Here is a 12746-nt window from a genome sequence, read left to right as displayed (position 1 = left end):
ACCCGCTATCGGCCTGTTGAATACATGATATTATTGATAAATAAACCGCGAACGGATGGCGTTAAGTGCCACCCGTGCTGATTTCGGCTATCTATGAGCGCTGACGCAATCGGCTCGTCTCGATCTACCTACGCGATTCTCGGCTGTGGGAGCGTCGGCCACGCCGTCGCCGAGGAGTTAGCTGAAGAAGGCAATGACGTGCTCATTCTCGACAAGGACGAAAGCCGGGTCGAGGCGCTTCGAGACCAGGACCTCAACGCGAAAGTCCAAGACATCAGCGACCCCGCGGTCGCCGAGGTAGTCGCCGACCGCGACATCATTCTCGTGTTGGCCTCGGACGTCGAAGCGTGCAAGGCCGCCGTCTCGGCGATCCGCGACCGCGGCAGCAACCAGTACGTCGTCGTACGGGCGTCCGATCCCGTCACCGAAGAGGAGCTTCGAAACCTCGGATCAGACGTCGTCGTCAACCCGTCGACCGTCATCGCCGAATCCGCGCTGCGGAGCCTCGAATCGGGCGAACTCCAATACAAAGCCAGACAGCTCGCCGACATTCTCGAAGCCACCACGGGCAGGCTCGCGATTCTCACCCAGGACAACCCCGACCCCGATTCGATCGCGAGCGCGACGGCGCTGCAGGCGATCGCCGCGGAATTCGGTATCGAGGCCGACATTCTCTACGACGGTGACATCGGCCACCAAGAAAACCGGGCGTTCGTGAACCTGCTGGGTATCGAACTGGTAGCCACCGACGAGGCCCCCGATATCGACGAGTACGAACGGCTCGCGCTGGTCGACAACATGAAATCCGGCGATCGAAGCGTCGAGTTGGATGTCGACATCCTTATCGACCACTACGAGCCCGACGAGCAAGTTGAGGCGGATTTCGTCGACATTCGAACCAACGTCTCGTCGACGTCAACGATCCTCACGAAATACCTCCAGGAGTTCGATCTCTCGCCGAGCGAGACAGTCGCCACTGCGTTGCTGTATGGAATTCGGGCCGAAACCCTGGATTTCAAGCGGGATACGACACCAGCCGATCTCACTGCGGCCGCCTATCTGCATCCGTTCGCCAACCACGACACGCTCGAACAGGTCGAATCGCCCTCGATGTCGCCCGAGACGCTCGACGTGCTGGCCGAGGCGATTCAGAACCGCGAGGTCCAAGGGAGTCACCTGTTTTCGACCGCGGGTTTCATTCGTGGTCGCGAGGCGCTCGAACAAGCGGCGCAGTATCTACTCGATCTGGAGGGGATCACCACGAGCGCGGTGTTCGGCATCGTCGACAACGAGATCATCGTCGCTGCGCGCTCGAAAGACATCCGAATCAATATCGGGAGCGTACTCCAGGGTGCGTTCGCTGAGATCGGCGAGGTCGTCGGCCACTCCAAACAGGGCAGCGTCGAGGTACCGCTCGGCATCTTTACCGGTATCGAGACCAGCGAGGACAACCGCGAGACGTTGCTCGCACTGACAGAAGAGGCTGTCCGGAGAAAACTCTTCGAGGCGATGGGTGTCGAGGGCAGTGACAGCAGTAACGGATCGTAGTTAGACGGCCGCTTCTTCGGGTTCCTCGGGCTGTTTGAGTCGCTCGATGACGTCGTTGATCAGAATGACGTCGCCGACGGCTCGGACCCATCGGTAGGGAATGATGACGCCTTTGCCCGGCGAGACGCTGTCGGCAAATAGCTCGCCGTTGAGCTGGCCGACAGCCAGCCCCGTAACTGCTTGTTGGTCGAGGTTGAGCTGCACGTCTTCGACCTCGCCGACGAATACACCGTTGTTCGAGTAGACTTCACGACCGACAAGACTCGTGATCTCCTGTGGGGTCCCGTCCATAGGAAACTGGTTGGGAGTGCTGATATTAAGGTTTCGTGGTCGACCGCCATCCGTCTGACAGATTCTATTCTGGGCTACTCGGCAGACTGCGTCGACAGCGGCATCGACTGCATCAACTGGTGGTCGATGCGTTCGCGAATCCATCGTACTGCCTCGTCGGCCTCGGACTGGATAAACGCGCGCGCACCACCGTGGTCGCCCATCACGATAAGCCCGGCCGTAGCGGTCGACTCGTCTTCAGCAATCACCAACCCGAATGGCGGACACTCGTCGACTTGGTGGAGTGCGAACTGTGGCTCGTCGAGAAGCCGCTTGAAACGGTCGGTGTGAGTCGCGACTAACTCCGAGACCACCGGATCTGGCAGAACGATATCGGCGCGGATCGTTTCGTCGTCACTGAGTTCGACCCACTGATCCAACACCTGCGGAAAGACCGCCGGAAAGACGGTCTGGACCCACCGAGCCTCGATAAACAACGAACAGAACGCCGAGATCGGCTGATGCGGGGCGTACTGGCTGGCGGTGATGACTGTGGCATCGGAAAGCACGATCGGATCGAGATCGAGTTCCGGGGGGAGATCGGCCAGCAGCGCTTGGCCCTCGCAGAGCGTGGCCGCTTTCGATTCATAGCGTTCGTACTCCGCAAACTGGAGCTCGCCAAACAGCGTGCGCTGGTAGCCCTCCGAGGTGCGAACCAGCAGACCAGCGTTTTCGAGCTCGCGAATCCCGCGATCGATCGTCGACCGCGAAACCGACAGCTGGTCGACGAGCTCACGCTTCCCGAAGCCGCCCCCGTCGACCGCACGAAGGATGGATTCTCGTTTCGTAAGAAGTCGAATTACGCCACCTGAATCGAGTTCGTCCATTCTGGTCTCACCTACAACGACACCCAAACCGACCATCGTCTGACATACGTCATATAAATAACCGCCACATATATAAACCTTGGTCAGATGGTGACGGAGGTAGTCAAGCAGTGAGGTAAAGATCAAACCCACCGCTTGTTTAGATGCCGGGGTGCCTCTGACAAACCGGCAACGTGATCGGTCGCCTTGCCCGGACGACTGATCCCTCTCGCTCGATGGCCCTTGCCCGGACTATCGAGCACCAACCGGCCGACTTTGCCCGGGTCGGCACGGTTACGCGTCCGCCCGGCTACCGATTCGGTGGCCGGGTGAACGTTTCAGTAGTTCTGCGAACAATTCCGAATCGTAGCTCTGCGTTTGTTCGGAACCTCATCACAGTGTGCGGACACTACGTATTATACAGCTGGCTTTGAATCTATGAGACAGACGGAACTATGTCACAAAACTCAGACTCCGAGTCGACGGTCGCGGTCGTCGGTGGCGGACCTGTCGGACTCAGCGCGGCGTTGTTTACCCAGAAGAACGGTCTCGACACCCGACTGTTCGACAGCGACAAGACGTGGATGCACAAGGCCCACCTGTTCAACTATCTCGGCATCGGCTCGCAGGACGGCTCGGCGTTCATGGAGACCGCCAGAAACCAGGTCGACAGCTTCGGTGTCGAGCGCCATCAGGGTGTGACCGTCGACTCGATTACGGAAACCGAGTCGAGGTTCGTCATCGAGACCGCCGACGGCGAGTATACCGCCGAATACGTCGTGCTCGCGACCGGTGCGAACCGTGATCTGGCCGAGTCGCTCGACTGTGCATTTGACGACGAGACGAGCGTCGTCGACGTCGACCTGTCGATGGAGACCAGCGTCGAGGGAGCGTACGCAACCGGTGCAATGGTCCGCACAGAGGAGTGGCAGGCGGTCATCTCCGCGGGCGACGGAGCGGCGGCCGCACTACATATTCTCTCGAACGAAAAAGGCGAACACTACCACGATTTCGACGTTCCAGCCGATGCAGACGCCGTCTTCGGAGCTATGAGCAACGACCCGTAGTCGACGGCCCGTCTGTATCACACGCCGAATACCGCAACGCTTGACAGTACGGGGTCCGAGAGGGGAGGTATGCAATTCGATCGACGGAGCGGTGTATTCCTACACCTCACCTCACTGCCGGGACCCCACGGCATCGGCGACCTCGGCGACGGCGCACGCGAGTTTATTTCGTTTCTCCAACAGGCTGAACAGCAGTACTGGCAGTTCTGTCCACTCGGACCGACCTCATCAGCCCACGGCAACTCGCCGTACCAGTCGTTTTCGGCGTTCGCGGGGAATCCGCTGCTAATCAGTCTCGACCAGCTCGTCGACGACGGCTGGCTCACCGCCGAGGATCTCGAACCTGCCCCGGAGTTCGATCCTCACGCGGTCGACTACGAGGCAGTCGCAGCCTACAAGGGCGACAAACTCCGAATGGCCCACGAACGGTTCAGTGAAACGGCAACTGAAGACGACCAGGCGGCGCTCGATGCGTTCCGCGAGAACGAATCGTGGGTCGACGACTACGCACTGTTTCGCGCGCTGAAGAAGAAACACGAGGGTGTAGCGTGGGTCGACTGGCCCGAGCCGATCCGGACGCGCGATCCAAACGCCCTTGACAAGGCCCGCGAGGAACTCGCAGCAGAGATCGAGTACCGGACCCTGATTCAGTACTGGTTCGACACACAGTGGCAAGCATTTAAAAAGGATGCAGAGGAGGCGGGAATCAAGCTCGTCGGTGACGTGCCGATCTACGTCGGGCTCGACAGCGCCGACGTCTGGTCGAGCCCCGAGGCGTTCCAGCTCGACGAGGGCAACCGACCGACCGCGGTCGCGGGTGTCCCGCCGAACGCCGGCGACAGCGGCCAGAAGTGGGGTAATCCGCTCTACGACTGGGAGCAGTTGGCGAAAACCGGCTACGACTGGTGGGCCCGGCGGCTCGATCGACTCTTCGAACAGGTCGACGTTACCCGCCTCGACCACTTCCAGGGCTTTCTCGAATACTGGGCGATCCCCACCGACGCCGACTCGGCGGCCGACGGCGAGTGGCGCGACGGACCGGGCGCGGCCTTTTTCGAGGCCATCGGCGACCGATTGGGCGAACTCCCCTTCATCGCCGAGGATCTGGGCTTTCCCGACGCCCGACTGCAGGCGCTGATGGATCGGTTCGGCTTTCCCGGCATGCGGGTGCCGCAGTACGCCGACTGGTGTCAGGGCGGCAACGAACACCAGCCGATGCACTACCCCGAGAACGCGGTGGGTTACACGTCGACCCACGACACCGACACGTTTGCGGGCTACTACAACGGACTCTCGGAGCGCCAACGCGACTGTCTGCACTACAACCTGAGCGTCGACGGCAACGAGATCAACTGGTCGATCATCGAGGCGGTCTGGCGCTCGGATGCGGTGTTCGTGTTTACGACGATGCAGGACTTGCTCGGCCTCGACAGCCACGCGCGATTCAATACGCCCGGCACTGCCGATGGCAACTGGACCTGGCGTGTGACAAGCGAGGGACTCGACGAAGAAATCGCCACCCGGTTGGGGACGATGACCCAGATCGAGATTCGCTGATCGAGCACTGAACTCGAGAGTAGTCACACAGATTGAATGTCGACCGTGAACGGAGAGTGACCGAGAGGGTCGAACGGTACCGAAACGGTAGCTGTGGCCCGACGTTTCATGAGAGTTTACGCCGTCTGTCGACCGACAATGATGCCTCCAGCAGAGGTCAGCGGCCGGCTGGTCGCCGGCGTGTTGCTCATTCTGGCCAACGCCTTTTTTGTCGCCATCGAGTTCGCGCTCACACGCGCGAGACAGTTCACCGAGTCCGAGTTCATCGGCGAGGGGAGCGCCGGGCTCGAACGCGCCTGGGAGATGACCAACAACCTCGAACTGTATCTCACCACCTGTCAGGTCGGGATTACTGCATCGAGCATCGCCGTCGGGATCGTCGCCGAGCCCGCGCTGGTGACTGTTTTCGACCCGTTGTTCGTCGACACGCCGCTGGCGGCGATCGGTTCGGGAGCGATTCTCGCGTTCTTGCTCATCAATCTCGTCCACCTGACCCACGGCGAGCAGGCACCGACGTATCTCGGCGTCGAGCGCTCGCGGATGGTGTGTCGGTACGGTGCGCTGCCGCTCTACTGGTTTTATCGAATGATCTCGCCGATCATCACGCTCGGCGATGCGATCGCCAAGTGGACGCTCAGGCTGTTCGGTATCGAGATGACTGGTGCGTGGCTCGAAACCGAACAGGAGGTGATCGAAACGCGGGCCGACCTGCGAAACCAGCTCGGCTCGCTGCTCGACGAGGGCGGGCTCTCCGAGGAACGCCACGACGAAGTGATGCGCGCGCTGGATATCGGCGAACAACCCGTCCGCGAGGTGATGGTCCCGGCCGACGAGATCATCGCGCTCTCGACGGCTGTCGACGCCGACGAAAACATCCGACGGCTCGAAACCAACCCACACACGCGGTATCCACTCGTCGGCGAGGAGCTCACCGAGTTTCACGGGATCGTCTACTTTCCGATTCTCGCGCGGTACCGCGAGGAACTGGCCGATGGAGACGTCGACTTCAGTACGGTCGCGGCCCCACCGATGACGCTGTCGCCCGACGTCGACATCAGCGACGCGATCGATCAGTTCCAGGCCGAAAACCAGGAACTCGCGCTCGTGTTCGAGGACGGTGAGGTTCTTGGAATGGTCACTGTCACCGACCTGCACGAGGCGGTGCTCGGCGATATCGAGGATCCGATCGACACCGAGTCGGTACAGTAACCGTTCCAGTTCGACGGGGGTGTCTCGGTCGACCATCATCGATGTTAGACCATCCTCGGTTTTTTGCGATTCCGCACGGTGGGAGGCCCATGTACGACGAGATCTTGATTGCGACCGACGGAAGCGAGGCGAGCGGTCTCGCCGTTGATCAGGGTGTCGCGATTGCCCGGCGGTTTGACGCGACCGCCCACCTACTGTACGTGGTCGACGTAGGAACCGAGATGGTCGCCTCCGGCGAGGGAACCAGCGCGCCAGAGTTGACCAACACCCTGGGCTCGATGGGCCAAGAGGCGCTCGACGCCGCCGAGTCGACTGCCCGCGAGGCTTCGGTCTCGGTCGAGCGCGTCATGCTCGAAGGCGTGCCACACGAGGCGATTGTCGACTACAGCACTGAGCACGACTGCGACCCCATCGTCATGGGGTCGACCGGTCGGGCCGGGATCAAAGAACACCTCCTGGGGAGCACGACCGAGCGCGTCGCCCGGTCGGCCGAGACGTCGGTGTTGATCGCACGCGAGTGAGCGGTGGTCCAATGGGATCCCGAGCTATTTCAGCCCCGGTGACTATCCTCGGCTGTGAACAGATCTGTCGGCCTCGGCTCGGTCGTCGCGGGAGCGGGCCTCGCAGTCGCGGGCGTGGTCGTTTCGACCGCTGAACCGACGGTCGGTCCGTCGACGATTGGCGGCGTCGAAACCCCCGTTGTGGTCGCCAAAGGGCTGCTGGCCGCAGGACTGGTTGTCGGGCTCTGGGGGCTGTACCATCTCGTGAGCGGCCTCTTGTTGCGAACGGCGTCGAAACGACGGGCGCACGACGTCCGCAACGTCCTTCAGCTCGTGTTTCGAGTCGTCGGGCTCGTCGCCATTTTAGGGGTTCTCACCGACTAGTGGGTTGGCGTGTTGCTCTCGCTGGGTGTGGTTGGCTTTGCGATCACGTTTGCGCTGCAACAGCCGCTACTGTCGGTGCTTGGCTGGTTTTATATCATGACCAAACGGCCCTACGGTGTCGGTGACCGGATCCGGATCGGCGAGCCGAAAGGCGATGTGATCGAAGTCGACGTCCTCGTTTCGACGATCTGGGAAATCGGCGGAGAGTTGGTCTCGACGAACCAGCCCTCGGGTCGGGTGGTGACCGTCCCGAACAGCACGGTGCTGGACTCGGAGGTCACCAACTTCGGCGGTGGCGGCTCCGAATACGTCTGGAACGAACTGCCGATACAGGTCTCCTACGAGACCGATATCGAGGTGGCCTCGACGGTGATGATCGAGGAGGCCCACACAGTCGTTGGTAAGGAGATGGAAGCTCAGATCGCCGATTTTCGAGAACGGCTCGCCGAGACACCGGTCGACCTCGAAGTCACTGATCGACCCACGGTGAACGTCACCCAGGGCGAGTCGTGGGTCGAACTCCGCCTCCGATACGTCGTCCACCCGCGACGCGGCACGCGCGTCAGAAACGAACTGTACGAGCGGATCCTCACGCGGTTCAACGAACAGCCCACGGTGACGAGTTTCCCCGTCAGCCGAAACCGCTAGGCCGACAGGTCGAGGGTTGTTGACATATGCATCGACATTATTCACCTATATTTTTACACTAAATATAACACGAATACTATGACCCGCTGTGACGTTTTTCACTGTCTGTGCACACCTACTCCGAACCGTTTGCACGCCTCGGATCGCTGTATGACGCCCTAGAGACCTACTGGTTTCAGGTATTACTGATCGGGACGGCGCTGTTGGTGACTGTCGTGACGGCCCTCACATTCGTCGAGGCACCGTTCTACATCGACAAGGACTCGGCGCTGTTTCAGCACGCGGGCTGGTCGATTCTCAACGGCCAGGATCTCTACGTCGACATCTGGGACCTCAAGCCGCCGCTGGTCTACTTCGTGACGGTCGCACTGGCGTTCGTTTCGTTCGGAGATATGGCTGTACTCCACGTGCTCAGCATTACGCTCACCGTGATGACGGTTGTCGTTGGGGTGACGCTGGTTGGTGTGCTCGTCCACAAATTGACTGGCGATGGGGTTGCAAGCCTCGTCGCCGGACTGTCGATGTTCGTGATGACCTCGGTGTATGGGTATGCGTTTGCGGGGCTCAGACCCAAGTACTTCGCCTTCTGCTGTGGCGTCGCCGCGCTCGTGCTGACCGTCGACGACCGGCCGTTCCTCAGCGGGGCCGTCGGGGCGATGGCCGCCGGCTTCTGGCAGCTCGCCGGGCCGCTCGCGCTGCTGGTCGTGGCGATGAACCTCGAACGAAACGGGTGGAACGCCATGTGGAGAACGATCGCTGGCGGGCTCACCGTCACCGTGTTGACCGTGTTGCCGTTCCTCGTTCAGGGCCATGCGACGGCGCTGTTCGTCGAAACCGTGTTGGCACCGATCTACGGCGTCGAGGGCTACACGGTGGTTGGTCGACTGCTGATGTTCCTGCTCGAGTTCGGCTACGGGGCCCTGATCGTCCCGCTGGCGGCCTACGGCTGGGCGCGCGGGCTGTTCGAATCGGTCAGCTCCTACTGGTGGGTGGCCGTCGGCGGTGTGGGCTACTCGTTCCAGCTGTTCCTCGAGTTTCAGGGCGCGATCGAACTGATATTGCTGTTCATTTTTTATGCTGTGGGTGTCGGGATCGTCGTCGCCCACGCGTCGACGCCAACTCGAAAATCACTCATTGCGGGGACCGTGGTCGTGGTGGTCGTTCTGAGCGCGTTGTGGAGTCTGAGTCTCATCGAACCGATCGTCTCGGATCCACCGCTCAAAGCGGCCCTCGATGAGGCGTATGCCAACCAAGCGGTGCCGACCTACGACTCGTTGCCCGACGATCCCGAAGGCTGGCCGTCGATGCAGACGATCTACTGGGAACAGCGCCAACCCGAGTACTGCCACTATCGGCTCGGGCTGAAACAGCAGTACTTCGAGCAGGAAACCGGCGGCAGCCTCTACAAGAAGACGTGCGGGCAGTGGCCATACGACGAGCCGCCAGCCGAGTGGATCCTCAGTCGACTCACCCCATTCTGACTGAGCCGACCAGTGTCGATGACCAGTTCATCGAAACTGTATGTTTGAGTCGGAAATAGAATTAACACTACCAACGGCGTCACTCAGAGGTACGAACGGTCCTCCGAGAGATGCCTGACAGTGCTGTCGATCCGAGAGCCATCTCACCCCGTCAGCCAGACGGCTCTGCAGTCGACTGTCCGCCAACCTCCCTCGCCGTCCCCAACCCCCTCCACATATGAGTACGTCAGTTGGGATCGTCATCCCTGCCTACAAGCCCGACCACGAAGCGCTAGCGAGCTATATCGACGAGATTCGCGAGGCGATCGGCCCGTCGAAGATTCGTCTCGAAGTCGACGCACCGACTGACGCGTTGCTCGCAGCATTCGAACCACGCGTAGACGAACTCAACAGCGTGGCCCATCGCCGGGGCAAAGGCGGAGCGATCATGAATGGCTTTGACAGCCTCGAAACCGACATGCTGGCGTTCGCCGACGCCGATGGCTCGGTTCCCGCTTCGTCGCTGGCGGCGGTTATCGAGCCGGTGCGCCAGTCGACAGCGGTTGTCAGCATCGGATCGCGGCGCCATCCCGACGCGCAGGTCGTCGACCACCAGACCATAGTCAGACGCTTTCTCGGAGATGTGTTCGCGAGTTCAGCACGAAAACTGCTGCCGACCAAGTGCTACGACTATCAGTGTGGCGCGAAAGCCCTCGGGGCCGACGCCTGGGAGCAGATCGGCCACCACTGCTACGAGGCGGGCTTCGCGTGGGACCTCGAACTCGTGTCGGTGGCCGGTGCGCTCGGCTACGAGATCACCGAAGTCCCGGTCGTCTGGGAGGATCATCCCCAATCGACCGTCGATCCAGTGTCGACGGCGGTCGAACTCGGAACCGCGCTGGTCGATATTCGGCGGCGTGTCGACGCCATCGCGACCAGCCCGCGGTTTCATCATATCGAGTCGACCGACCAGTCGACGCTGATCGAACGGACCGTCAATGACGACTGATAGACCGATCGAGTCGCTGGTCCACCGCGCCCGCTTCGGCAAGTTTCTCTCGGTGGGCGCGGTCGGCGCAGTGATCGAAACGCTCGTTGTTGGGCTGTTGACGACAGCCGCCGGCGTGGGCCCGTTGGCTGCGAAAGCGGTCGGCGCTGAGCTATCGATTTCGACCATGTTCGTCGTCAACGATCGCTGGACGTTCGCCGAAAACGGCAAACACGGCCTCGGTGCGTTCGGTCGACGCTGGGGACGGTCGCATCTGGTTCGCGCGGTCGGCCTCGCGGTCGGCTTCGTCGTGCTGTTCGTGTTGACGAGCCCGCTTTCGTTCACGCTTCCAATCGCGGGGGTCGACCTGTGGCCGACGGTCGCAAACGGGATCGGCATCTGTGCCGGATTAGGCTTCAATTACGTCGCCGAGACCCTCTTTACCTGGCGTGTCGACTGACTTCGGTCGACGGTCACCGACTTCTGCATTCGGTGCAAACAAGGTCTGTGGGCCACACCGAAAGGCCAAAATCGGCTTCGGGCCTGGTACAGCTAATGGAACAGGGCACGATTGCAGTCGACGATCTAGCCGGGCCGTTCGATCTCCAGTCGACCGTCGAAAGCGGCCAGAGCTACCTCTGGGACCGAGCCGACGGCGAGATGTACGCGACTGGAGAAACCCACGGCGGCACGGCGTGGTACGAAACGGTCGTTTCACCGATTCCGGGCGTCTCCGACGAACAGATTCCGGTTCGAGTCCGACAGGAAAACGGAGAGCTTCACTGGGAGTCGACGACCGATGCCCTCGCGATTCTGACGCACCTGCTTCGGCTCGACGACGATCTGGCCGCAATTGAGGCAAGTCTGCCCGCTGATCCACTTCTCGAACGGGCGTTCGAGGAGTACCGCGGGATGCGACTCGTTCGCGATCCGGTGTTTCCCTGTCTCGTTTCGTTTATCTGTTCGGCCCAGATGCGTGTTGCACGGATTCACGGTATGCAGCGCCGACTCAGCCGAACGTATGGCGACGAACGCACGGTCGACGGTCGGCGCTACCATGCCTTTCCGACGCCAGCCCAACTGGCGGCCCGAACCGAAACCGAGCTTAGAGACCTCAGTTTGGGCTACCGTGCGCCCTACGTCCAGCGCACCGCCGAGATGATCGCAACCGGCGAGGTCGACCCACACGACGCGGTCGACCTCGACTACGAAGACGCCCGCGAGTACCTCACGCAGTTCGTTGGGGTTGGAAATAAGGTCGCCGACTGTGTGCTACTCTTTTCGCTGGGCTTTACAGAGGCCGTCCCGCTCGATACGTGGATTCAAACGGCGATCGCGGACTACTATCCCGACTGTGACTCTGGAGGGTATGTGTCGACGTCGCGGGCCATCCGCGAGCGCTTCGGTGGGGAGTATGCGGGGTACGCACAGACCTACGTGTTTCACTATCTTCGAAATGGTGGAAACTGATAGACTGCGCTACGGTGACACTCCGTTTTTCGAGAGTGTAGGCGAAGTTTCATACCGCCTGCGAGGCTATGTAGAGACACTATGGACTGCCGAGTCGTCGTCGAGGCTGCGGTGCCGGTGTACGATGTCGAGACCGTTGACGAGGCCGTCCGGATCGCGATCTCCAAGACGGGAGAAATGCTCAACCCGGATCTCAACTACGTCGAAATAGAGATGGGGACCCGAACCTCCCCGTCTGGAGAGGAGCTGCCGCCCGCGTTTATCGCCGCCGACGAAGCGCTTGTGGCACTCGAACTCGAACTGATCGTCTTTAATGTCGAACGAGAGGAACACGCCAGTCGCATCGCTCGCAAGGAGATCGGCCAACAACTCCATAACATTCCGCTGAAGGTGCTGTCGAGCGAAGTTATCGAAGACGAATCGGACGAGTAAGTCGACACTGTCGTTGTGAGAACAATCAATCCGACGAACGGGTAAAAGACAGTTAGTTCTTGACGATTTGTTCGGGAAGCTCGGAGTTTGTCACACCGAACTCCTTTCCGAAATGGATCCCACATCCGAGAATTGCTTCCACCGTGATGGACGGGGCGATGGTTTCGGTATCTTCGAGCTCGTTGTCAGAGTTTTTGTCGACATTATATCGGTCGTCTCTGAGCCTGTCCAAGAAATATCGGCAGAGAACTCACATGACGTAGACCTTATCTAGCAGAAAATCCTGTACAGCGTAAGGATTCACCCGTGACGTTCAATTTTATCCGATACGATCAAGATCAGCAACA

General features: G+C 60.6%; 11 protein-coding genes and 2 pseudogenes. 11 read left to right on the top strand and 2 right to left on the bottom strand.

The features are described from left to right. Window positions 1-93 precede the first annotated feature (93 nt). The gene (locus O2S87_RS08580; protein WP_475408378.1) at window positions 94-1548 is read left to right on the top strand and encodes a DHH family phosphoesterase; all 1455 of its coding nucleotides are present in this window, start codon (window positions 94-96) and stop codon (window positions 1546-1548) included. Here O2S87_RS08580 and O2S87_RS08575 read toward each other — a convergent pair whose 3' ends face one another. Both O2S87_RS08575 and O2S87_RS08570 read right to left on the bottom strand, forming a co-directional pair. After that, a complete protein-coding gene (locus O2S87_RS08575) occupies window positions 1549-1839 on the bottom strand; it encodes a PRC-barrel domain-containing protein (RefSeq protein ID WP_475408377.1) in 291 nt (96 codons plus the stop codon). It lies immediately after the preceding gene. A 74-nt stretch (window positions 1840-1913) separates the two neighbouring features. After that, window positions 1914-2705, bottom strand: a complete 792-nt coding sequence (locus O2S87_RS08570; RefSeq protein WP_475408376.1) for a helix-turn-helix transcriptional regulator — start codon at window positions 2703-2705, stop codon at window positions 1914-1916. Between the two features lie 434 nt (window positions 2706-3139). On the opposite strand from O2S87_RS08570, the gene O2S87_RS08565 reads away from it, so the two are divergent. The 10 genes and pseudogenes from O2S87_RS08565 to O2S87_RS08520 all read left to right on the top strand — a co-directional run. After that, a complete protein-coding gene (locus O2S87_RS08565; protein ID WP_475408375.1) occupies window positions 3140-3751 on the top strand; it encodes an FAD-dependent oxidoreductase in 612 nt (203 codons plus the stop codon). A gap of 69 nt (window positions 3752-3820) precedes the next feature. Then, window positions 3821-5308, top strand: coding sequence for a 4-alpha-glucanotransferase (gene malQ / locus O2S87_RS08560; RefSeq protein WP_475408374.1), 1488 nt, complete (start codon window positions 3821-3823; stop codon window positions 5306-5308). A 141-nt stretch (window positions 5309-5449) separates the two neighbouring features. Next, a complete protein-coding gene (locus O2S87_RS08555) occupies window positions 5450-6517 on the top strand; it encodes a CNNM domain-containing protein (RefSeq protein WP_475408416.1) in 1068 nt (355 codons plus the stop codon). An 89-nt stretch (window positions 6518-6606) separates the two neighbouring features. Next, window positions 6607-7038, top strand: coding sequence for a universal stress protein (locus O2S87_RS08550; protein WP_475408373.1), 432 nt, complete (start codon window positions 6607-6609; stop codon window positions 7036-7038). Between the two features lie 54 nt (window positions 7039-7092). Next, window positions 7093-8049, top strand: a pseudogene (locus O2S87_RS08545) (mechanosensitive ion channel family protein). 107 nt (window positions 8050-8156) lie between these two features. Then, window positions 8157-9530 carry a DolP-mannose mannosyltransferase gene (locus O2S87_RS08540; protein ID WP_475408372.1) on the top strand — a complete coding sequence of 458 codons (1374 nt, stop codon included), beginning with the start codon at window positions 8157-8159 and terminating at the stop codon, window positions 9528-9530. 217 nt (window positions 9531-9747) lie between these two features. Further along, window positions 9748-10518, top strand: a complete 771-nt coding sequence (locus O2S87_RS08535; RefSeq protein WP_475408371.1) for a glycosyltransferase — start codon at window positions 9748-9750, stop codon at window positions 10516-10518. Continuing rightward, window positions 10508-10957, top strand: a complete 450-nt coding sequence (locus tag O2S87_RS08530) for a GtrA family protein (RefSeq protein ID WP_475408370.1) — start codon at window positions 10508-10510, stop codon at window positions 10955-10957. Before O2S87_RS08535 ends, O2S87_RS08530 begins: the two co-directional genes overlap by 11 nt. A gap of 95 nt (window positions 10958-11052) precedes the next feature. After that, the gene (locus O2S87_RS08525) at window positions 11053-11967 is read left to right on the top strand and encodes a DNA-3-methyladenine glycosylase family protein (RefSeq protein WP_475408369.1); all 915 of its coding nucleotides are present in this window, start codon (window positions 11053-11055) and stop codon (window positions 11965-11967) included. Between the two features lie 81 nt (window positions 11968-12048). Further along, a pseudogene (locus O2S87_RS08520) lies at window positions 12049-12396 on the top strand (DUF555 domain-containing protein); the annotation flags it as partial. Window positions 12397-12746 lie beyond the last annotated feature (350 nt).

The sequence above is a fragment of the Halohasta sp. A2 genome (genome assembly GCF_056175805.1).
The sequence above is the reverse complement of the archived record's forward strand: the minus strand, read 5'-3'. Positions and strand labels throughout refer to the sequence as shown.